We start from the raw sequence: 20,281 nt of genomic DNA, 5'->3' as shown, positions 1-20,281 counted from the left end.
CGGAGTACCCGCCGGAGCGCCCTGCGGCGGGCCTCAGGGGGTGGCGCCGACGGTGCCCGGCTTCTTGCCCTTGTTCGCCTCGGCGACCCACTTCTTGATGTTGGCGACGGAGATCTGCTCGTCCCCCTTCTTCGGGAAGATCGACTCACCGTTGAGCAGCGCGGTGGGCGTGCCCTCGAACCCGCCCGCGGCGAACGCCTTGTTCGACTTCTCGACCCAACTGTCGTGCGTGCCGTCCTCCACGCAGCTGCGGAAGGCGGGCGTGTCCAGTCCGTCCACCTGGCCGGCCAGCTCGATCAGCCTGCTGTTCTTCCCGAAGGCGTCGTCGGTCTCCGCGGGCTGGTTGCGGTAGAGGACGTCGTGGTACGGGGCGAACTTGCCGACGTCCTGGGCGCAGGCGGCCGCGTTGGCCGCGCGCAGCGAACCGCTGCCGCCGAGGTTGCCGTCGATGATCGTCGCCAGGTGGTACTCCACCTTGAGCTGACCGCTGTCGGTGAGCTCCGTGAACGTGTCACGGAAGGCCTTCTCGAACTGGGCGCAGACCGGGCAGCGGAAGTCCTCCCAGATCGTGAGCGTGGACGGCGCGTCGTCGGCGCCGACGACGAGGGCGAGACCGTCCTTCCCCATCGCCCCGGACGGGGTGACGGCGGGCCCGGCCTCGCTGTCCTCGTCGTTCTTCCCGGCGTTGGCGGCGATCACCCCGATCACGGCTGCCAGCGCCAGCACCCCCACCACGGCGGTCGAGACGATCAGCGTGCGGCGGCGCCGGTCCCGGGCCCGGTCCTGCTCACGCTGCTGGGTGAGCCGGTCACGCGCGGCTCTTCTGCTGTCCTGGTTCTTCTCGCTCACATGGCGCAAACGAACCGGGGAGGCACGTGAGCGCCTCCCCGGTCCCAGGTCCACCCGTACGGATGACCCCGGCTGTCAGCGCTTTCGAACGCCTTCGGCCAGTTCGCCCGCCAGCGCCTGGACGGCGGCGAGACCGGCGGCCTCGTCCGGGGCGTCCAGCATGCGCTTGACGAAGGCCGAGCCGACGATCACCCCGTCGGCGAAGCCGGCGACCTGCCGGGCGTGCTCGGCGGTGGAGACGCCGATGCCCACGCAGACCGGCAGGTCCGTGGTGGCGCGGGTGCGCCGCACGAGGTCCTGGGCCTGCTCCCCGACCGATTCGCGGGTGCCGGTGACGCCCATCAGTGAGGAGGCGTACACGAATCCGGAGCCTGCCGCCGTGATGGTGGCGAGGCGCTCGTCCTTGCTGCTCGGGGCGACGACGAAGACGGTGGCGAGACCGTGCTTCTCGGCGTGCTCCCTCCACTGTCCGGACTCCTGGACCGGCAGGTCGGGCAGGATGCACCCGGCGCCGCCCGCCTCGGCGAGCTCGGCGGTGAAGCGCTCCACGCCGTACCGGTCGATCGGGTTCCAGTACGTCATGACGAGGATCGGGGCGCCCGTCGCCTCGTGCGCCTCGCGGACCGTACGCATGATGTCGGCGATCTTCAGCCCGCCGCGCAGCGCGATGTCGTCGGCGGTCTGGATGACCGGCCCGTCGAGCACCGGGTCGCTGTGCGGGAGCCCCACCTCGATGACGTCGGCGCCGCCCGCGACGGCCGCCTTGACGGCCGCGATCCCGCCGTCGACGGTCGGGAAGCCGCCGGGGAGGTAGGCGATGAGCGCCGCGCGGTCCTCGGACGCGGTCCGGGCCAGCGTCGCTTCGAGAAGCTCTCGGTTGCCGCTCACTTGGTGACCTCTTCCTCTCCGTCGGCCACATCGGCCTCGACGACGGCGTCGGCACCGTCGTACAGCCCGAAGTACCGCGCCGCCGTGTCCATGTCCTTGTCGCCGCGGCCGGACAGGTTGATCAGGATCAGCCCGTCCTCGCCGAGCTCCCGCCCGACATCCAGGGCCCCGGCCAGCGCGTGCGCGCTCTCGATGGCCGGGATGATGCCCTCGGTGCGGGAGAGGAGGCGCAGCGCCTGCATGGCGGCGTCGTCGGTGACGGCGCGGTACTCGCCGCGGCCGATGTCCTTGAGGTAGGCGTGCTCCGGGCCGATGCCCGGGTAGTCGAGCCCGGCCGAGATCGAGTAGGGCTCGGTGATCTGGCCCTCCTCGTCCTGGAGGACGTAGCTGCGTGAGCCGTGCAGGATCCCGGGCTCGCCCGCGGTCAGGGTCGCCGCGTGCTCGCCGGTCTCCACGCCGTGGCCGGCGGGCTCGCAGCCGATCAGCCGGACGTCCTGGTCGCCGATGAAGGCGTGGAAGAGGCCGATGGCGTTGGAGCCGCCGCCGACGCAGGCGACCGCGGCGTCCGGCAGCCGGCCGGTGCGTTCCAGGATCTGGCGGCGGGCCTCGACGCCGATCACCCGGTGGAAGTCGCGGACCATCGCCGGGAAGGGGTGCGGCCCGGCGACCGTGCCGAAGAGGTAGTGGGTGCGGTCCACGTTGGCGACCCAGTCGCGGAACGCCTCGTTGATGGCGTCCTTGAGGGTCCTGGAGCCGGACTTCACGGCGACGACCTCGGCGCCGAGCATCCGCATCCGCGCCACGTTCAGCGCCTGCCGCTCGGTGTCGATCTCACCCATGTAGATGGTGCACTCGAGCCCGAAGAGCGCGCAGGCGGTCGCGGTGGCGACGCCGTGCTGACCCGCCCCGGTCTCCGCGATGACTCGGGTCTTGCCCATGCGCTTGGTGAGCAGGGCCTGGCCGAGCACATTGTTGATCTTGTGCGAGCCGGTGTGGTTGAGGTCCTCGCGCTTGAGGAAGACGCGGGCGCCCCCGGCGTGCTCGGCGAAGCGCGAGACCTCGGTCAGGGCGCTGGGCCGGCCGGTGTAGTCCACCATGAGCGCGTTGAGCTCGGCGGCGAAGGCCGGGTCGGCCTTGGCCTTGTCGTACTCGACGGCGACCTCGTCCACGGCGGCGACCAGCGCCTCCGGGATGAACTTGCCACCGAACGCGCCGAAATAGCCCTCGGCGCTGGGGATCAGACCCTCGGGGTCCGGAATGAAGAAGTCGGACGACATGCGACGTGCTCCTCGAATCGCAACGGGTGATGTCACCGTATGCGCCATGGCGGAGCGCCGCGCCGACCGGTGGGCGGTCGGTGCGTGAGGACGTGCGGAGCCGCCTGTACGGAGGAGGCGGGCGACGGCCGGGGCTCGCTACGGCGCGGACCCCGTGCGCCATCGCATGCCGTTGACCTGTCCCGGCTCGTCGCCGATGACGTACCGCACGCGCCGGCCGTGCACACGCCGGGCGGGGGCGCGGCAGCCGCGGGGGCGGCAGCCGCGCGCCAGCGGCGCGTGCGGGTCCCGGGCCTGCGCCCCGGCGGGGCGAAGGCCCGGCCGGATGCGGGCGGTGGGACGGTCGGCGGTCACGGGTGGGGTCAGCCCCGTCCGTGCCGGAGCGCGGGGTGGGCGCCGGCGGCGACCAGGTCGGCGACGGCGGCCCGGGGGGCGCGGCCGGTGACCAGGGACTCGCCCACCAGCACCGCGTCGGCGCCGGCGTTGGCGTACGCGATGAGGTCGTGCGGGCCGCGGACGCCGGACTCGGCGACCTTGACGATGTGGTCGGGGATCTCGGGGGCGACGCGCTCGAAGGTGGAGCGGTCGACCTTGAGGTCCTTCAGGTTGCGCGCGTTGACACCGATGATCTTCGCCCCGGCGTCCACGGCGCGCTCCGCCTCCTCCTCGTCGTGGGCCTCGACGAGCGGCGTCAGACCGATCGACTCGGCGCGCTCGATCAGCGAGACGAGGGCCTCCTGGTCGAGGGCGGCGACGATGAGCAGTGCGAGGTCGGCGCCGTAGGCCCGTGCCTCCCACAGCTGGTAGGAGGTGACGATGAAGTCCTTGCGCAGGACCGGGATGTCGACCTTGGCGCGGACGGCCTCCAGGTCGGCGAGCGAGCCGCCGAAGCGGCGCTCCTCGGTCAGCACCGAGATGACGGACGCCCCGCCGGCCTCGTAGTCCGCGGCGAGCGCGGCCGGGTCGGCGATGGCGGCCAGGGCCCCCTTGGAGGGGCTGGAGCGCTTGACCTCGCAGATGACGGTCACGCCCTCGCCGCGCAGGGCGGCGACTCCGTCCTTGGCCTGGGGAGCGCGCGCGGCGCGTTCCTTCAGCTCGTCGAGGCTGACACGCGCCTGCCGCTCCGCGAGGTCGGCGCGGACGCCGTCAATGATCTCGTCGAGCACACTCACGCGAGCGGCCCCCTTCCGAAGCGGTGATAGGTACAGGATCAGCCATCTCGATGGTATCCGCAGGATGGCTCAGGGCCCGCATCCGGCGTCCTCACGTCCCACTACCTGGTCATTCACGGGGCCAGCGCCGAGCCGAAGGGCAGGTTCCTGATGACGGTGAACACCAGCAGCACCGCGCCGATGCCCCACCAGTAGCGGGGAGCGAGGCCGATCCGCAGGGGGCGGCCGCGGCTCGCGCGTACCGTCCAGAGCAGCCAGACCGCGGCGAAGACGGCGTAGCCGACGACGGCCAGGGCGTTGGCGCCGAGCGCCGCGGCCAGGTCACCGTGGGCGAAGGCGTGGGCGCTGCGCAGCCCCCCGCAGCCGGGGCAGAGCACCCCGGTGAGCCGGAGCATGGGGCAGACCGGGTAGTGGCCCGGCTCGTTGGGGTCGACCGTGGCGACGTAGCCGAAGGCGCCGACGACGGCGGCCATGGCGCCGACGGGCGTCGCGAGCCGGCGGAGCCGGGAGACCGGTGCGGGGGCGGGCCGCGCCGGGCCGGGCGCGGGTACGGGGGCCGGGTCCGGGGCGGCGGCTGCGGGAGAGGGGGAGGCGTCCACGCGCCGATTGTCCCCGCTCATGAGGAAAGGCGCAGCCCGGTCCGGGCTGCGCCTCGCGTCGTGTCCCTGGCCCAGGCACCTGCCGGGGCCCCTGGGAGCCTGTTCAGGCCGTGATCTGGGCCTGGGAGGCGCGGGCCCTGGCGGCCGCCATCTCGTCGGACTCCTTCGGCATGCCGAGGCCGGCCATCTTCATGGCGAGACCGACGACCCCGCCGAGGAGGGTCACGCCGATACCGGCCCAGAAGCCGAGCGTGTTCGCCGCGACCATGAAGAGGCCCGCGATGCAGAAGCCGATGAACGAGATGATGACACCGGTCCAGGCGGCCGGGGTGTGTCCGTGGCTGCTGCCCGCCATGAGTTGCTCCTAGTTGGTGTTGCGCTGAAGGTATCGCTGCTGGGAAAGCTCTCCGCCATTGTCCCGTACGTGCCGGGGGACGTGAGGCTGGGGGGTCAGGCCTCGCGCGTCGGGTCCTCGCCGCGGTCCAGGGCCTTCCACAGTTCCTCGGGCCGGTCGGGGTCCGGGGCGGTGCGAGCGGCCTTGCGGGGGCGGGGGGTGCCGTCGCGCTCGTACCGTCCCGACATGGCGGGCCAGCGGCTGCCGTAGCGCACGGCGAGCAGTCCGGCGAGCAGGAGCAGCAGTCCGCCGACCGCGGTGACGTAGGGCCACGCGGTGTGGCTGAGGGCGTCGACGGTGGCCGAGGTGTTGCCGGTGGTCTGCGCGGCCTGCTCGTCCAGGGCCGCGCTGTCCGAGGCACCGGCGTAGGCGCTCAGGCCCGCGCCGAGGCCGCTGAGGGCCAGCAGTACGGCGACGACGAGCCGGCCGGCGCCGCGTACGGCGAAGACGGCGACGAGGGCGGCCAGGCCGACGACGGCCAGGGCCGCCGGGAGGCCCGTGACGTCCTGGCCGTCGGCGCTGAGCGGCAGGGTGCCGCCGCCGACGACCGCCTCGCCCTCGGCCCAGGTCTGCCCGGAGGCGAGGAGGACGACGGTGGCGCCGGCCGCTCCGAGGAGCAGGCCGGCGGCCAGGCTCCGGCGGCTTCCCGCGCTGTCGGGCGCGGAGGCGGCTCGGGCACGGGGCTGGGGTACGGGGACAGCACTCACGTACTCCACTATCCCCTACCGGATCGGACCGGCGGGAGCCGGTTCGCCGTATGCACGGCCCGCAGGACCGCGGCGGCCTTGTTGCGGCACTCCATGTCCTCGGCGACCGGGTCGGAGTCCGCGACGATGCCCGCGCCGGCCTGGACGTACGCGGTGCCGTCGCGGAGCAGGGCGGTCCGGATGGCGATGGCGGTGTCGGAGTCCCCGGCGAAGTCGAGGTAGCCGACGCAGCCGCCGTACAGGCCCCGGCGGCTGGGTTCGAGCTCCTCGATGATCTGCAGGGCGCGGGGCTTGGGTGCGCCGGAGAGGGTGCCCGCGGGGAAGCACGCGGTGAGGACGTCGAAGGCGGTACGGCCCTCGGCGACGCGGCCGGTGACGGTGGAGACGATGTGCATCACGTGCGAGTACCGCTCGACGGACATGAAGTCGACGACCTCGACGCTGCCCGGCTCGCAGACCCGTCCCAGGTCGTTGCGGCCCAGGTCGACGAGCATCAGGTGCTCGGCGCGTTCCTTGGGGTCGGCGAGGAGCTCGTCGGCGAGCGCCTGGTCCTCCTGCGGGGTGGCGCCGCGGTGCCTGGTCCCGGCGATGGGGTGGACCATCGCCCGGCCGTCCTCGACCTTGACGAGCGCCTCGGGGCTGGAGCCGACGACGTCGAAGCCGTCGAAGCGGAAGAGGTACATGTACGGCGACGGGTTGGTGGCGCGCAGCACCCGGTAGACGTCCAGCGCGCTCGCCGTGCAGGGCGTCTCGAAGCGCTGGGAGGGCACGACCTGGAAGGCCTCACCGGCCCTGATGCGCTCCTTGACGTCCTCGACGGCGTCCATGAACGCCTGGCCGCCCCAGAGCGCGGTGTAGGGCGGGAGCTCGGAGGGCGGCAGCGCCGCGGGGGCGTTCTCCACGGGCCGGGAGAGGTCCCGCTCCATGGCGTCGAGCCGGGCGACGGCGTCCTGGTGGGCCTCGTCGACGCCGGTGTCCAGGTCGTTGTGATTGATCGCGTTGGCGATCAGCAGGACGGTGCCGTTCCCGTGGTCGAGCACGGCGAGGTCCGAGGTGAGCAGCATGGTGAGCTCGGGGAGCTCCAGGTCGTCGACGCCGTGCTCGGTGATCCGCTCCAGCCGGCGTACGACGTCGTAGCCGAGGTAGCCGACCATGCCGCCGGTGAACGGCGGGAGGCCGTCGTCGCCGTCGCCGACCAGGTCGCGGGGGGTGTGCAGGGTCTCGACGGTGGCGCGGAGCGCCTGCAGCGGGTCGCCCTCGACGGGGACGCCGACGGGCGGGGTGCCGAGCCAGTGGGCCTGCCCGTCGCGGGAGGTCAGGGTGGCGGCGCTGCGTACCCCGATGAACGAGTAGCGGGACCAGGTGCGGCCGTTCTCCGCGGATTCGAGGAGGAAGGTGCCGGTGCGTTCGGCGGCGAGCTTGCGGTAGAGCCCGACCGGGGTGTCGCCGTCCGCGAGGAGCCGGCGGCTGACGGGGATGACACGGCGGTCGACGGCGAGCTTGCGGAACGTCTCGAGATCCATGGCGGCTGACCTTATCGGGGCGCGGTGAGCGGGAGGACGTCCTTGTCGAAGCAGGTGCGGGCGCCGGTGTGGCAGGCGGCACCCGTCTGGTCGACCTTCACCAGGACGGTGTCGGCGTCGCAGTCCAGCGCGACGGACCTGACCTGCTGGGTGTGGCCGGAGGTGTCCCCCTTGACCCAGTACTCCTGGCGGCTGCGGGACCAGTAGGTGCAGCGGCCCGTGGTGAGGGTGCGGTGCAGCGCCTCGTCGTCCATCCAGCCGAGCATCAGCACCTCGCCCGTGTCGTACTGCTGGGCGATGGCCGGGAAGAGTCCGTCGGGGCCGCGCTTGAGTCGGGCGGCGACGGCCGGGTCGAGATTGCTGGCGGGCGTGGAGCCGGGCGTGCTGGTCATGGGCCCCATTGTGCCGCGCCGGGCGGGGCCGTCCGGCCGTGCGTCCACTGGGCGGACCACGGGCGGCGGTCGTACGCTGGCGGGCATGTCGACCCATGCGAAGCGTGAACGTCTTCTGCTCGCCGACCTGTTGGAAGCGGCGGGTCCCGAGGCCCAGACCCTGTGCAACGGCTGGAAGACCCGTGACCTGGCCGCCCATGTCGTGGTGCGGGAACGCCGTGCGGACGCCGCGGGCGGGATTCTGGTGGGCGCCCTGAAGAACCGGCTGGAGCGGGTCCAGGCCGAGTTCGCCGCCAAGCCGTACGAGGAGCTGATCCAGCTCATCCGTACGGGGCCGCCCCGGATGTCGCCCTTCGGCCTGAAGCAGCTGGACGAGGCGGCCAACACCGTCGAGTTCTACATCCACGCGGAGGATGTGCGCCGGGCCCAGCCCGACTGGTCGCAGCGGGACCTCGATCCGGTCTTCGCCGATGTGCTGTGGGCGCGCACCGAGAAGACGGCCCGGATGCTGGGCCGCCGGGCCCCGGTGGGTCTGGTGCTGCGGCGCCCGGACGGCCAGACGGCGGTGGCCCACAAGGGCACCCCGGTGGTGACGGTCACCGGGGAGCCGGGTGAGCTGCTGCTGTTCGCCGCGGGGCGGCAGGACGCGGCGCGGGTGGAGCTGGACGGCGACAAGGACGCGCTGGCCCGGCTGCACACCGCCGAGCTGGGGCTGTAGTCCGGGCGACGGGCCCGCTCAGGTGGTGCTGCGGGCGCGTCCCGGTGTCCGGCGGGTCCGGTGGCGGTGCCGGTCGTCCGGTGCGGCCGCCGGGCCCTGTCCCGATCCCAGCAGCCCGAGGAGGAACCCCGCCGGGATCGTGACCAGGCCCGGGGTCTGGAGCGGGAAGACGGCGAAGTCCCACTCGGGGAAGAGCGCGGTGGGCGTGCCGGAGAACGCCGGTGACAGGACCATCAGGGTCCCGATCAGCGGGAGCGTCCCGTAGACGGTCCACCGCACCCCGCGGGCGTCGAAGCCCGGCCGGAACAGGGCGTACAGCAGGACGGGCGGCAGGACCGAGGCGGCCGCCGCGAACGACAGGGAGAGCAGCACCTGGGGGTTGCGGTCGTGGGTGTACGCCGAGAGGAGGACGGCGAGCGCCCCGATGCCCACGACGGCCCAGCGGGCGCGCCGGATCTCCCTGCTGGAGGCCTTGCCCTCGCCCTGCGCGCCCGACTTCACCGTGAAGTCGCGGGCCAGGGACGAGGCGGCGGCCAGGGTGATCCCGGCGACCGCGGCCAGCGTGGTGGCGAACGCGGCGCAGGCCACGAGTGCGAACAGCGGGCTGTCCCGTGGGCCTGCCGCACCGGGGTCGAGGGCGCTGGTCACCATCAGCAGGGAGGTGCCGCCGGCCGGGTCGGCGGCGTACAGCAGGTCCCGGCCCACCAGCGCGGAGGCGCCGAGGCCGACGACGACGATGCCGACGCACAGCAGGGCGACGGGGCTCACGGCCCAGACGCCGGCGCGGCGGGCGGTCCAGGCGTCGCGGACGGGGTGGAGCCGCATCATGATGTGCGGCATGCAGGCGGCGCCGAGCACGAGGGTGGCCTGGAAGCCGATCAGGTCGAGCCCGCCCGTGAGTCCGTGGCCGAACTGCAGCCCGGGGCGGGCGTAGTCGCCGCCCGCCTTGCTGCCCGCCTGCGCGGCGTCGAAGAGGGCGAACGGGGACCAGTCGAAGCGCGCGAGGACGAGTCCCGCGAGCAGGGTGACGGCTCCGAGGACGACGGCGACCTTGAGGATCTGGATGTAGCCGGTGCCCCGCATCCCGCCGAACGCCGAGTAGCAGACCATCAGCGCGCCGCTGGCGACGGTGCAGCCGGTGAGGGCGCCGTCGGGCAGCCCGAACATGGCGGTCATGACACGCCCGGCGGTGGTGAGCTGTACGAGGAGCAGCGGGGCCAGCACGACGAGGGTGGCCACACCCAGCGCACGGCGTACGGATCCGTCGCCGAGCCGGTCCGCGAGGAAGTCGCCCATGGTGAACACGCCTTTGCGGCGCAGGCGTTCGGCGAAGAGGCGCATGACCAGGACCAGCGAGGCGACCGTGGCCAGGGCGAACAGGAGGCCGTCGAATCCGGCGAGCGCGACGGATCCGGTGGTGGAGAGCAGGGTGGCGGCGGAGACGTAGTCCCCGGCGATGGCCAGTCCGGCGGCGACCGGGCCGAGGGTGGCGCCGCCCGCGTAGAAGTGCTCCGGATCGTCCTGGTCGGCCGCGGCGAGGCCGCACAGCAGCAGGGACACGGCGACGAATCCGAGGAAGATGACCACGGCGAGGGACCGGGCGTCGATCGCGCCGCTCACCGGGTTCGCTCCGCCGGTACGGCTCTGCAAGGGGCAGCTGAGGACATGCGCGTCATGGCACCAGCCGCGGCGGGTGCGGCACAGGGGGCCGGGGCGGGGCGCGGCGCGGGTACAGCCCGCCCGGCGCAGAACTGTGCGCGGGCACAAGGCCCTTCGGTCAGGTGCCCGCGGTCAGGGGGTGGGCGCGTCCTCGGTGCCCGTGTGTCCGGCGGCGAGCAGCCTGATCTCCTCGGCGATCACGTCCGGTTCGGTGACGGTGACGTAGTGGCCGGACCGGCCGGCGATCACGTGCCTGCCGGGTGAAGCGGCGGCGGCCGAGCGGGCGTGCGCCTCGTTGGCGGCCCGGCGGACCGCCTGGTTCATGCCGTTCCCGGTGAGCCCGCCGGAGATGACGGTGACGGGGATGCCGGTCAGGTCGGGCGGGGTGCGGCGGAAGGCGGCGAGCTCGTCGAGATACGTACGGGCCTGGGCGCGGTGGGTCCGCACCACACCGGCGGTGAACCCGTCGCGCGCCATGTCCTTGCGTGCGTCCTCGGGCAGCGGCACGGCGACCGAGCGGTACAGACGGCCGAGCAGCCCGAGGCGGGCCAGCAGCAGGTTGACCGCGATGACGACGCGCTCCGCCCGGCGGAACGGGGCGCGGAACAGCAGCTCGGCGCCCTCGTCGGTGGGGTCGACGAGGACCAGGCCGCGGATCCGGTCGCGGCGCCGGGACGCGGCGAGGCGTACGAGCGGCCCGCCCGCGCTGTGCCCGACGAGGACGAACGGTCCTGGCCCGAAGTGGTCGAGCAGGTCCTCCAGGTCGTCCGCCATGCGGTGCAGCGTCCGGGAGCCGGGGTCGGCGGGGCTGAGGCCGAGTCCGGCGCGGTCGTAGACGACCGCACGCGCCCAGCCGCCCACAGCGGGCTGCACCAGCGCCCAGGAGGAGCGGGTGGCCGCCGCACCGGCTTCGAAGACGACGGTGGGGGCGCCTTCCCCGGCGCCACCGGGTCCGGGGAGCACCATGGCGTGCAGCGTGCGCCCGTCGCGTGTGGTCACCCACTCCGCGTCCCCCTGGACGTGGCGAGCGGTGCCGGCCGTAGCGGACATGAGGTCCGCCTCCTCGTGTCATCGGGCCCCGCCGCCCTCGGGCCGCCGGAGAGGTGGAGTCAGGTTACCCTTACTTCGCCTTTCCGCGCGCCTTCCCGAGAGAGATCTCCGTGCCCCGTAAGGCGGTTGGGCGCCGGGGATCAGCCCGCCAGCAGCCGGCGTGCCGCGAGCGCCAGCGACACCTCGACCGCGTCCGACGGCCGCGTCAGACAGCGCCCCGTCAGCTGTTCGAACCGACGCAGCCGGTTGAGCACGGTGTTGCGGTGGCAGTACAGCTTCGCCCCCGCCCGCTGCGCCGAGCCGTCCGAGTCGAGCCACGCGGTCAGCGTCTCGATGAGCACGTCCCGGTCCGCCGGGTCGAGCCGGTCCAGCGGTCCGAGGACCCGGTCGGCGAGGGCCGTCCCGAGGCCGGGCGAGGAGACGACGAGCGCGGCGGGCAGGTGCTCGTCGAGCAGGACGGTGCCGCCGGACGCCGGGCAGGCGCGCAGCGCCGTCTCGGCGAGGCGCCGTGCGTCACCGACGGAGGCGAGCCCCTCGACCACGGAGCTGATCCCGACGCGGGTGCCCACAGGGACCGTCAGGCCGTCGGTGAGCGCGGTGAGTTCACCGTCCGATGCGGCGGAGGGGGCGGGCGCGGAGTCGGTGTCGCCTTCGGGGCGAGGCTCCGGCTCGGCCGCCGCCGGGGCCGTCCCCAGCGGCAGGATCGCCAGCTCCACCTCCCCCGCCGAGTGCCAGAGGGCGGGCGTCCCCTCGCCCAGGTCCAGCGGTGGGCGCCCGGTGCCGTGCGGGGCGCGGCGGGCGCCGGCGACGGCCAGTACGGCGTACCGGCCCTGCACCGGGAGGCCCAGCATCGCGGCGGCGTCGGGCAGGTCCGCGATCCGGGCGGTGCCGTCCAGCAGGGCGGCGGTCATCAGCCGCTGCCGGTTCTCGCGGCGCCAGGAGAGCCTCCGCTCGGCCTGCCGGTACGCCTCGGCCACCACGGCGCAGTGCTCGTCGACGAAGTTCCAGACGTCCGCGGCGACATGGACGAGGAGCCGGGTGTCCTCGGGGTGGCGCCGGGCCGTGTCGTCGACCAGGTCCTGCCAGACCATCGCCCCGCCCATCCGGAAGGCGTGCATGACCGCGTCGAGCGGTACGCCCTGTTCGGCGCGGGTCTCGCCGATCCAGCGGGAGGTGCGGTGGGCGGCCTCCCGGAACTCCCGGGGCTGGATGAGGGAGGCGACGTTGTGCCGCAGCGAGTGGTGGACCTCCTGCCAGATCTCGGCGGGTTCGGTCTCCATCGCGGCGCGGTAGGCGGGCTCCTGCTCGCGCAGCGCCTCGACCAGCCGGTCCGTGAGCTCCGGCAGCGCCTCCAGCAGCACCCGGGCCGCCCGGTGGAGCACGGCCACGGCCTCCCGGTCGGCCAGGGAGCGGGCTCGGTGCGGCAGCGGTGCCGCGGAGGGCGGTCCGTGCAGTGCCCTGATCCGTGAACGTACGACCTGTGGCATGGCGGCCTCCACCGGGAATCGGCCGGCCGCGGACGGCCCGGCCCGGTGTGCGCCCGGCCCGGAAATGGGCGGGTGCACACCATCGGTCCTGACGACCGCAGAATGGCATACCGCCCGGTCGGTACCTAGAGGTCTGCGCGGTTCTTCTCATCACGGTCCTGCAACCCCGGCCCGCGCCCGCCGTCCAGCAGCCGCGCGAGCTCGGTCCTGGAGCGGACCCCGAGCGCGGCGAAGACGTTGCGGAGGTGGTGGTCGACGGTCCGGGGGCTCACCGAGAGCCGCACCGCCACCTCACGGTTGGTGGCACCCTCCGCCACGCAGCGGGCGATCCGCTGCTGCTGCGGCGTGAGCACGGCCAGCGGCCCGGGGCCGCTCCGGTCCGGCGCGTCCACCGCCTCCCCGGCGGCCCGCAGTTCCCCGCCCGCCCGCTCGGCCCAGACGCGGGCGGAGCAGCGCTCGAAGGCGACCAGCGCGTCCCGCAGCGGTCCGCGCGCCTCACGCGTACGGCGCAGACGGCGCAGCAACTGGCCCTGGAGCAGCCGGGTGCGGGCCCGCTCGAAGTCGCCACCCGCGCGGTCGTGGTGGGCCAGCGCCTCCTCGTACCGGGCGGCGGCCTCCTCGGGCGGTGCCAGCAGGGCACGGCAGCGGGCCAGCTGGGCGGGGACCTGGGGGTCGGTCGTCCGGGCGGTCCACAGGGCGAACTCCTCCACGGCGCGCGCGAGTTCACCGGCCCCTTCGTCCGCGCGGCCGCAGAGCACCATCGCTTCGACGTAACAGGGCACGGCGAGTATGCGGGTGGCGAAGTGTCCCGTCCCAGGGCCCGGCCTGACCAGCGGGCCGAGCCGGGCCGCGGCCTCGCCCGGCCGCCCGGCCGCCAGGTCCGCGCGGGCGACCGCCCAGGTGGCGAGCATGGCCGCCTGCGCGAGGCCGTGCGGGCCCGCCCCGGCCAGCGCCGCGTCGGCGTGGGCGGCGCACGCCTCTGCGGGGCCCTCCACCGAGGCGGCGAGCGCGAGCACGGCGTGCAGATGGGTGGCGGAGTTCTGCTGCCCGGTACGGCGGGCCGCGTGCAGCCCTTCCAGGGCGTGGGCCCGGGCCCTGGCGTGCTGCCCGGCGCGCAGTTCGGCGTACGCGAGCTGTTCCAGGGCGTGCGGCAGCAGCGCCTCGGGCCCCCGGGTGCGTACGACGGCGAGTGCGCGGGCCCCCGCCCGGCAGGCGGCGTCGACCTCGCCGAGCACCAGGGCCGAGGCCCCTGCCCGCAGAAGCTCCGCCGCGTCCTCGGCCCGGTCGGCGGAGTCGAGGCAGCACCGCAGGAGGGCGTGGCCCCGGTCGGGGTGCCCGGCGAGCACGGCGCACATCCCGGCGCGGTACTGGGCCATGGAGCGGTCGGCCGCGGCGACCGGGATGCGGTTCATGGCGTCCAGGTAGGCGATGGCGTCCCCCATGTCCCAGGCCGCCTCCGCGGCGCCGAACAGGGCGTCCAGGGTGCGGCGCGGGTCGTGCGGGGCGAGCAGCTCGGCTGCGGTCAGCAGTGCCTCGCGGGCGTCGGCGGCGGGCCCGTCGCGCAGGGCCAGCATGCCGCGCACGTAGGGCGCGGCGCCGCCGGCGGGGTGGGGGCCGACGCGGGCCAGCATGGCGCGGGCCCGGCCGGTGTCGCCGGCCAGCCGGGCCTGCTCGGCGGCGGCGGTGAACCGTGCGGCGCGCAGGGTCTCGTCGGCGGAGAGCGCGGCGGCACGGGCCAGCGCGGCCGGGCGTTCGCCGTGCGGGCGCGGGGCGGCGGCGGCCGTCTCCAGCTGCGCGGCGAGGGCGGCGTCCGGTCCGGGTGCGGCGCAGGCCCGCTGGACGAGCGCGGCCAGCGGGGCCGGGCCGGGCCCGGTGAGCAGCGCGGCGAGCAGCTCGTGCACGGCCCGGCGGCGGCCGGGAGGAGCCCGGTGCAGGACCGCGCGGCGCAGCAGCGGATGGCTGAAGTGCACGCGGCTCCCCGCGCGTTGCAGCACCCCGGCCGTACCGGCGGGCGCGAAGAGCACCCGGTCGAGGTGGGCGGTGGCCAGCCCCGCCCGGGTGCCTGCCCGCAGCAGCAGGGCCGCGTCGGCTCCGGCCCCGTCCGGCTCGTGCTCCTCCGCGGCGGCGGCCAGCAGGAGCAGGGTGCGGGTGTCGGGCGCCAGCCCGTCGAGGTGCTCGGCGTGGGCGTCCAGGACGCCCTCGGCCCCGGGGAGCGGGTACGGCAGCGCGGTGCGCCCGGCCAGCTGGCCGGCGGTGAGACGGCCGGCAAGTCCGGCCAGCAGTCGCGGATTCCCCGCCGCCTCGCGCAGGAGTTCGCTGCGTACGACCGGGTCGACCTCGGCCGTGCCGTCGGTGAGCCGGTCCAGGAGCGCGGTCGCCGCGTCGTCGTCGAGCGGCCCGAGGCGCAGTGCGGGCAGCCCGGCGAAGGCGGTCTCGTCGGCAGCCCCGATCACCACGGCGACCCGGCTGCCCGCGCCGAGTCTGCGGGCGGCGAAGCCGAGGGCCGCACGGGAGTCGGGATCCCAGGCGTGCGCGTCGTCCACGCAGACCAGCAGGGGCTGTTCGGCCCCCAGGCCCCGCAGCAGGCCGAGCAGCCCGCCCGGGGTGATCCCGGAGCCCAGGATCGCGTCGGGCGCGACGGGCAGCGGTCCGGGGGCGGAGCAGAGCAGGGCGTGCAGCCCGCTGTAGGGCAGACGCTGTTCGGTGGGGGCCGCGGCGGCGTACAGGACGGGGCCGCCGTGCCGTCCGAGGTAGTGGGCGGCGGCCTGCCGCAGCAGGGCGGTGCGGCCGAGGCCGGGCGGCGAGGTCAGCACGAGCGCTCCGCCGCCCCCTGCCCGCAGCCGCCCCAACAGGGTTTCCAGGATGGCCAGTTCACCGCTGCGGCCGTACAGCCGGAGCGGACTGTGCACGGTCGTCGATGGGGTCACGCTCTCACGTTACTTCCGCGTAAACAGCGTCGGAAGGCTCGCGTCCGCTCCCTGTTCCCGGCCGGCCCGGAGCGGTGCGGGCTCCCAACGGAAGGCCGTCGGTGCTGTGCGGGGGCACAGACCCGGCCCGTTCCGCAGAGCCCGCCCGTAACGTCGGTGCATGACTGATGAATTGCGTACACACGACGGTTTGACCCTGCGTTACTGGTCCTGGTCGCGGGACCCGGACGGCGCCCTGCCCCCGGTGGTGCTGCTGCACGGCTTCGCCGCGCACGCCCGGCTGAACTGGGAGGGCCCCGGCGTCGTCGAGGCGCTCGTCGCCCGGGGCCGGCGGGTGTACGCCCTGGACGCGCGGGGCCACGGCGAGTCGGACCGGCCGCACGACGACACGCGCTACGGCGAGTCGCTGATGGCCCGTGACGTGCGTCTGCTCATCGACCGCATCGGCGTGGACCAGGTGCACGTCGTGGGCTATTCCATGGGCGCGGTGGTGGCGGTCCTGGCCGCGGCGGAGGACCGGCGGATCACCCGCCTGGTGGCCGGCGGGATCGGCGCGGGCGCGGTGGAGGTGGGCGGCCTGGACACCCGGGTGATGCCCCCCGAGCTGGTGTCGGCGGCACTGACGGCCGAGGACGCGGCGGACGCACCGGAGCGGACCCGGGCCTTCCGGGTGCTGGCGGACACGGCGGGCGGCGACCGGCTGGCGCTGGCCGCGCAGATACGGGCGGTGCACCGGGGCGCGCTGCCGCTGGACCGGATCACGGTCCCGACGCTGGTCCTCACCGGGGCGGGCGACCCCCTCGCGACCCGGCCCGAGGTGCTGGCGTCGGCGATCGCGGGGGCGGAGCTGACCGTACTGCCGGGGGACCATCTGACGGCGGTCCGCGACCCCGGATTCGCCGAGGCCATCGCCGCGTTCCTCTCCCGGGACTGAACACGGGCCCGGACCGCGCGAAGGGCCGGACCGCGGTACGCGCGGCCCGGCCCCGGCTCCCCCGTCGTCAGGAGGTGTGCGGGCAGTTGCCCTTGTACTCGGCGATCGTCGTGCTCGTCGACGGCAGCGGGCAGAGGAACTGCTCGTAGCGGGCGTCATTGTCGATGAAGCGCTTCAGCCACGAGATGCTGTACTTCGCGATCGTCGTGTTGGAGCTGTTCGGCGTGAAGTGCGTGGCGCCCCGGAGCTCCAGGTACGCCTTGTCCAGTGAGCTGGGCAGCGAGTTGTAGAACGGCTCCGAGTGCGTGGCGACGGGGGCGACGGTGTCGCCGTCCGCACCGATCACCAGGGTCGGTGTCTTCACCTCGGGCCAGGTCTTGTCCGTGTTCCAGCCGGTCAGCGGGATCGCCGCCTGCAGCGACGGACGGTCCTTCGCGGCCTCCAGCGTGCCGCCGCCGCCCATGGAATGGCCCATCACGCCGAGTCGGGAGGAGTCGATCCGGGTGCGGGCCGAGCTCTTCTGCGTGAGGTAGTCCAGCGCGGCGAGCAGCTGGTCGCCGCGGCTGGCCGGCTGGTCCGCCGTGGTGTTGGTGTCGATGGTGAACACCACGAAGCCCTGCGAGGCGAGGCGCGGCCCCAGCCAGGCGATGCTCGACTGGTAGGCGGTGAAGCCGGGTGAGATCACGACCGCGCCGAAGGTGCCGTCGGACGTGGACGTCGGGTAGTAGATCGTGCCGCCGCCGAAGCCGCTGACGCTCAGCGAGGAGACGGTCGTCTGCGAGGTCGCGTACGAGCCGCGGCTCGCCTCGATGCTCGCATTGCTCGGGGCCGGACCGCGCTCGTACGGATTGTCGGCGGCCTGCGCGCCCGGCATCAGCGCGGTGACCAGACCGGCCGTGGCGGCCGCGGCGGCGACGGCGAACCCGACGGTGCGGGAGCGGCTCTTCGACATCCGGTGGCGGCGGGGGGAGGTGTCGCCGGAGGGGAGGTGCTGCTGCACGAGGGGGGATCCTCTCGGTCGTGGCGCACCACACCGCGGCAGCCGGGGCCCCGTCGTCCGGGGGCCTTCGGGGGAGCACCGCGTGGGTGGCGCCGTCATTTCGTTGACGGCGCCACTCTGGCGGCGTGCCCTCCGGGAGGACATCGGCGAGATCGCCGGTCTTCGCGACCGGCACGTTCCCCGGCCGGGGTCAGCGGACGGGGTGTCCGGCCCCGCGCAGAGCACCCTTGACCTCGGAGATCCGCAGGTCACCGAAGTGGAAGACGGACGCGGCGAGTACGGCGTCGGCGCCCGCGCCGACGGCCGGTGCGAAGTCCTCCAGCCGGCCCGCGCCACCGGAGGCGATGACGGGGACGGTGACGTGGGCCCGTACCGCCTCGATCATCTCGGTGTCGTAGCCGTCCTTCGTGCCGTCGGCGTCCATCGAGTTGAGCAGGATCTCGCCCGCGCCGAGCTCGGCCGCCCGGTGCGCCCACTCGACGGCGTCGATGCCGGTGCCCCTGCGGCCGCCGTGGGTCGTCACCTCGAAGGTGCCCTCGGGGGTGCGGCGGGCGTCGACGGAGAGCACGAGGACCTGGCGCCCGAAGCGTTCGGCGATCTCGCGGATGAGGTCGGGGCGGGCGATGGCGGCGGTGTTGACGCCGACCTTGTCGGCCCCGGCGCGCAGCAGCTTGTCGACGTCGTCGGGGGTGCGGACGCCACCGCCGACGGTGAGCGGGATGAAGACCTGCTCGGCGGTGCGGCGCACCACGTCGTACGTCGTCTCCCGGTCACCGCTGGAGGCGGTGATGTCGAGGAAGGTCAGCTCGTCGGCGCCCTCGGCGTCGTACAGCTTGGCCATCTCGACGGGGTCGCCCGCGTCGCGCAGGTTCTGGAAGTTGACGCCCTTGACGACGCGGCCGTTGTCCACGTCGAGGCAGGGGATGACACGTACCGCGAGGGTCATCGCGCACCTGCCTTGTAGGCCTCGACCTCGACCTCGACGACCAGGCTCGGGTCGATGAAACCGGACACGATGATCATCGAGGCGGCGGGCCGCACGTCGTCGAACAGCTCCTTGTGGGCGCGGCCGACCTCGTCCACGTCCCGGGCGTGGGTGAGGTACATCCGGGTGCGGACGACGTCCTCGCGGCCGAGTCCGACCTGCTTCAGCGCGTCGAAGGCGAGCTGGAAGGAGGCGACGGCCTGCTCGTAGGGGCCGCCCGCGGAGATCTCGCCGTTGACCACGGATGTGCAGCCCGAGACCAGGACGAGCCCGTTCGGCAGCTGGACCGCGCGGGAGTAGCCGACCTTCTCCTCCCAGGGTCCGCCCGAGGAGACGCGGCGTACGGAGTCCGTCATCCGGCGACCGCCTTGAGGGCCTCTTCCAGGGTGAACGCCTTGGCGTACAGCGCCTTGCCGACGATGGCTCCCTCGACGCCTTCCGGGACGAGCAGGGAGATCGCGCGGAGGTCGGCGAGCGAGGAGACGCCGCCGGAGGCGACGACGGGCTTGTCGGTGGCGGCGCAGACGTCCCGCAGGAGGGCCAGGTTGGGGCCCTGGAGGGTGCCGTCCTTGGCGATGTCGGTCACGACGTAGCGGGCGCAGCCCTCGGAGTCGAGGCGGGCGAGCGTCTCGTAGAGGTCGCCGCCGTCGCGGGTCCAGCCACGGCCACGCAAGGTGGTGCCGCGGACGTCGAGGCCGACGGCGATCTTGTCGCCGTGCTCGGCGATGACCTTGGCGACCCACTCGGGGGTCTCCAGGGCGGCGGTGCCGAGGTTGACGCGGCGGCAGCCGGTGGCGAGGGCGGCCTCCAGGGAGGCGTCGTCGCGGATGCCGCCGGAGAGCTCGACCTTGATGTCCATGGCGCCGGCCACCTCGGCGATCAGCGCGCGGTTGTCGCCGGTGCCGAAGGCGGCGTCCAGGTCGACGAGGTGCAGCCACTCGGCGCCGGAGCTCTGCCAGGCGAGGGCCGCCTCCAGGGGCGAGCCGTAGGAGGTCTCGGAGCCGGATTCGCCGTGCACGAGGCGGACGGCCTGTCCGTCGCGGACGTCTACGGCGGGGAGCAGTTCAAGCTTCGGCATTACAGCGTCTCGATCCAGTTGGTCAGCAGCTGGGCGCCGGCATCGCCGGACTTCTCGGGGTGGAACTGGGTGGCCCACAGCGCGCCGTTCTCGACGGCCGCCACGAACCGCTCTCCGTGCGTCGCCCAGGTGACCTTGGGGGCACGGATCTTGGCGTTGGTCACTTCGAGGGACCAGTCGTGCGCCGCGTAGGAGTGCACGAAGTAGTAGCGCGCCTCACGGTCCAGACCGGCGAAGAGCTGGGAGCCCTCGGGGGAGTCGACGGTGTTCCAGCCCATGTGCGGCACGACGTCGGCCTTCAGCGGTCCGACGGTGCCGGGCCACTCGTCGAGGCCCTCCGTCTCGACGCCGTGCTCGATGCCGCGCTCGAACAGGATCTGCATGCCGACGCAGATGCCCATGACGGGGCGGCCGCCGGCCAGCCTGCGGCCGATGATCCATTCGCCGCGCGCCTTCTTCAGCCCGTCCATGCAGGCGGAGAAGGCGCCGACGCCGGGGACGAGCAGCCCGTCGGCGTTCATCGCGGTGTCGAAGTCGCGGGTGATCTCGACGTCCCCGCCGACGTGGGCGAGGGCCCGCTCGGCGGAGCGGACGTTGCCGAAGCCGTAGTCGAAGACGACGACCTTCTTCTTGTCGCTCACT

At 74.1% G+C, this 20,281-nt stretch carries 21 protein-coding genes; 2 read left to right on the top strand and 19 right to left on the bottom strand.

Features of this window, described 5'->3' with window-relative positions; all coding sequences use genetic code 11:
• Positions 1–33: 33 nt before the first annotated feature.
• The 10 genes from ACIRD8_RS03160 to hisI all read right to left on the bottom strand — a co-directional run bounded on the left by ACIRD8_RS03160 (position 34) and on the right by hisI (position 7,801).
• The gene (locus ACIRD8_RS03160) at positions 34–849 is read right to left on the bottom strand and encodes a thioredoxin domain-containing protein (protein WP_403985384.1); all 816 of its coding nucleotides are present in this window, start codon (positions 847–849) and stop codon (positions 34–36) included.
• 75 nt (positions 850–924) lie between these two features.
• Positions 925–1,737: a tryptophan synthase subunit alpha gene (gene trpA / locus ACIRD8_RS03155; RefSeq protein ID WP_403985382.1), complete on the bottom strand. Its 813-nt coding sequence runs from the start codon at positions 1,735–1,737 to the stop codon at positions 925–927.
• The gene (gene trpB, locus ACIRD8_RS03150) at positions 1,734–3,014 is read right to left on the bottom strand and encodes a tryptophan synthase subunit beta (protein WP_403985380.1); all 1,281 of its coding nucleotides are present in this window, start codon (positions 3,012–3,014) and stop codon (positions 1,734–1,736) included. Before trpB ends, trpA begins: the two co-directional genes overlap by 4 nt.
• Positions 3,015–3,152: 138 nt before the next feature.
• Complete coding sequence (gene trpM / locus ACIRD8_RS03145; RefSeq protein WP_403985378.1) at positions 3,153–3,368, bottom strand: tryptophan biosynthesis modulator TrpM; 216 nt, start codon at positions 3,366–3,368, stop codon at positions 3,153–3,155.
• Between the two features lie 8 nt (positions 3,369–3,376).
• Complete coding sequence (gene trpC, locus ACIRD8_RS03140; RefSeq protein WP_099176197.1) at positions 3,377–4,186, bottom strand: indole-3-glycerol phosphate synthase TrpC; 810 nt, start codon at positions 4,184–4,186, stop codon at positions 3,377–3,379.
• A gap of 113 nt (positions 4,187–4,299) precedes the next feature.
• Positions 4,300–4,785, bottom strand: coding sequence for a DUF2752 domain-containing protein (locus tag ACIRD8_RS03135; protein WP_403985376.1), 486 nt, complete (start codon positions 4,783–4,785; stop codon positions 4,300–4,302).
• 103 nt (positions 4,786–4,888) lie between these two features.
• The gene (locus ACIRD8_RS03130) at positions 4,889–5,140 is read right to left on the bottom strand and encodes an HGxxPAAW family protein (protein ID WP_403985374.1); all 252 of its coding nucleotides are present in this window, start codon (positions 5,138–5,140) and stop codon (positions 4,889–4,891) included.
• Positions 5,141–5,235: 95 nt separating this feature from the next.
• Positions 5,236–5,895, bottom strand: a complete 660-nt coding sequence (locus ACIRD8_RS03125) for a TIGR02234 family membrane protein (protein WP_403985372.1) — start codon at positions 5,893–5,895, stop codon at positions 5,236–5,238.
• A complete protein-coding gene (locus ACIRD8_RS03120; RefSeq protein ID WP_403985370.1) occupies positions 5,895–7,409 on the bottom strand; it encodes an anthranilate synthase component I in 1,515 nt (504 codons plus the stop codon). Before ACIRD8_RS03120 ends, ACIRD8_RS03125 begins: the two co-directional genes overlap by 1 nt.
• Before the next feature lie 11 nt (positions 7,410–7,420).
• The gene (gene hisI, locus ACIRD8_RS03115) at positions 7,421–7,801 is read right to left on the bottom strand and encodes a phosphoribosyl-AMP cyclohydrolase (protein WP_393755530.1); all 381 of its coding nucleotides are present in this window, start codon (positions 7,799–7,801) and stop codon (positions 7,421–7,423) included.
• A gap of 85 nt (positions 7,802–7,886) precedes the next feature.
• Between hisI and ACIRD8_RS03110 the strand changes: the two genes are divergently transcribed.
• Positions 7,887–8,519, top strand: coding sequence for a TIGR03085 family metal-binding protein (locus tag ACIRD8_RS03110; RefSeq protein WP_403985367.1), 633 nt, complete (start codon positions 7,887–7,889; stop codon positions 8,517–8,519).
• 18 nt (positions 8,520–8,537) lie between these two features.
• On the opposite strand, the gene ACIRD8_RS03105 is transcribed toward ACIRD8_RS03110, so the two are convergent.
• The 4 genes from ACIRD8_RS03105 to ACIRD8_RS03090 all read right to left on the bottom strand — a co-directional run bounded on the left by ACIRD8_RS03105 (position 8,538) and on the right by ACIRD8_RS03090 (position 15,642).
• Positions 8,538–10,139 (bottom strand): cation acetate symporter, encoded by a 1,602-nt coding sequence (locus tag ACIRD8_RS03105; RefSeq protein WP_403985365.1) that lies wholly within the window; start codon positions 10,137–10,139, stop codon positions 8,538–8,540.
• 171 nt (positions 10,140–10,310) lie between these two features.
• A complete protein-coding gene (locus ACIRD8_RS03100; protein ID WP_403985363.1) occupies positions 10,311–11,228 on the bottom strand; it encodes an alpha/beta fold hydrolase in 918 nt (305 codons plus the stop codon).
• A 140-nt stretch (positions 11,229–11,368) separates the two neighbouring features.
• The gene (locus tag ACIRD8_RS03095) at positions 11,369–12,715 is read right to left on the bottom strand and encodes a PucR family transcriptional regulator (protein ID WP_403985361.1); all 1,347 of its coding nucleotides are present in this window, start codon (positions 12,713–12,715) and stop codon (positions 11,369–11,371) included.
• A 125-nt stretch (positions 12,716–12,840) separates the two neighbouring features.
• Entirely contained in the window at positions 12,841–15,642 is a 2,802-nt protein-coding gene (locus tag ACIRD8_RS03090; protein ID WP_403985359.1) for an AAA family ATPase, read from the bottom strand.
• Positions 15,643–15,802: 160 nt separating this feature from the next.
• On the opposite strand from ACIRD8_RS03090, the gene ACIRD8_RS03085 reads away from it, so the two are divergent.
• On the top strand, positions 15,803–16,576 hold the full coding sequence (locus ACIRD8_RS03085; RefSeq protein ID WP_403985357.1) for an alpha/beta fold hydrolase: 774 nt from the start codon (positions 15,803–15,805) through the stop codon (positions 16,574–16,576).
• Positions 16,577–16,643: 67 nt separating this feature from the next.
• On the opposite strand, the gene ACIRD8_RS03080 is transcribed toward ACIRD8_RS03085, so the two are convergent.
• From ACIRD8_RS03080 to hisH, 5 genes are all read right to left on the bottom strand, one after another.
• The gene (locus tag ACIRD8_RS03080; protein WP_403985355.1) at positions 16,644–17,576 is read right to left on the bottom strand and encodes an alpha/beta hydrolase family protein; all 933 of its coding nucleotides are present in this window, start codon (positions 17,574–17,576) and stop codon (positions 16,644–16,646) included.
• Between the two features lie 190 nt (positions 17,577–17,766).
• A complete protein-coding gene (gene hisF, locus ACIRD8_RS03075; protein ID WP_403985353.1) occupies positions 17,767–18,522 on the bottom strand; it encodes an imidazole glycerol phosphate synthase subunit HisF in 756 nt (251 codons plus the stop codon).
• A complete protein-coding gene (locus ACIRD8_RS03070; RefSeq protein ID WP_403985351.1) occupies positions 18,519–18,917 on the bottom strand; it encodes a RidA family protein in 399 nt (132 codons plus the stop codon). Before ACIRD8_RS03070 ends, hisF begins: the two co-directional genes overlap by 4 nt.
• Positions 18,914–19,639: a bifunctional 1-(5-phosphoribosyl)-5-((5-phosphoribosylamino)methylideneamino)imidazole-4-carboxamide isomerase/phosphoribosylanthranilate isomerase PriA gene (priA, locus tag ACIRD8_RS03065; RefSeq protein WP_104789850.1), complete on the bottom strand. Its 726-nt coding sequence runs from the start codon at positions 19,637–19,639 to the stop codon at positions 18,914–18,916. The genes ACIRD8_RS03070 and priA overlap by 4 nt, the downstream gene beginning before the upstream one ends.
• The gene (gene hisH, locus ACIRD8_RS03060) at positions 19,639–20,280 is read right to left on the bottom strand and encodes an imidazole glycerol phosphate synthase subunit HisH (RefSeq protein ID WP_403985349.1); all 642 of its coding nucleotides are present in this window, start codon (positions 20,278–20,280) and stop codon (positions 19,639–19,641) included. Before hisH ends, priA begins: the two co-directional genes overlap by 1 nt.
• Between the last annotated feature and the right edge of the window lies 1 nt (position 20,281).

The sequence above is a fragment of the Streptomyces sp. NPDC102451 genome, from assembly GCF_044765485.1.
Taxonomy (GTDB): domain Bacteria; phylum Actinomycetota; class Actinomycetes; order Streptomycetales; family Streptomycetaceae; genus Streptomyces.
Note: the sequence above shows the minus strand (reverse complement) of the source record. Positions and strands in the feature narration are given on the sequence as shown.

Excerpts from the sequence above, each read along its gene's own strand:
- ACIRD8_RS03130 (WP_403985374.1), bottom strand. The coding sequence starts at position 5,140 with ATGGCGGGCAGCAGCCACGGACACACCCCGGCCGCCTGGACCGGTGTC.
- hisI (WP_393755530.1), bottom strand. The coding sequence starts at position 7,801 with ATGACCAGCACGCCCGGCTCCACGCCCGCCAGCAATCTCGACCCGGCC.
- ACIRD8_RS03070 (WP_403985351.1), bottom strand. The coding sequence starts at position 18,917 with ATGACGGACTCCGTACGCCGCGTCTCCTCGGGCGGACCCTGGGAGGAG.
- ACIRD8_RS03085 (WP_403985357.1), top strand. The coding sequence starts at position 15,803 with ATGACTGATGAATTGCGTACACACGACGGTTTGACCCTGCGTTACTGG.
- ACIRD8_RS03120 (WP_403985370.1), bottom strand. The coding sequence starts at position 7,409 with ATGGATCTCGAGACGTTCCGCAAGCTCGCCGTCGACCGCCGTGTCATC.
- ACIRD8_RS03100 (WP_403985363.1), bottom strand. The coding sequence starts at position 11,228 with ATGTCCGCTACGGCCGGCACCGCTCGCCACGTCCAGGGGGACGCGGAG.
- hisF (WP_403985353.1), bottom strand. The coding sequence starts at position 18,522 with ATGACCCTCGCGGTACGTGTCATCCCCTGCCTCGACGTGGACAACGGC.
- trpB (WP_403985380.1), bottom strand. The coding sequence starts at position 3,014 with ATGTCGTCCGACTTCTTCATTCCGGACCCCGAGGGTCTGATCCCCAGC.
- priA (WP_104789850.1), bottom strand. The coding sequence starts at position 19,639 with ATGCCGAAGCTTGAACTGCTCCCCGCCGTAGACGTCCGCGACGGACAG.
- ACIRD8_RS03110 (WP_403985367.1), top strand. The coding sequence starts at position 7,887 with ATGTCGACCCATGCGAAGCGTGAACGTCTTCTGCTCGCCGACCTGTTG.
- ACIRD8_RS03095 (WP_403985361.1), bottom strand. The coding sequence starts at position 12,715 with ATGCCACAGGTCGTACGTTCACGGATCAGGGCACTGCACGGACCGCCC.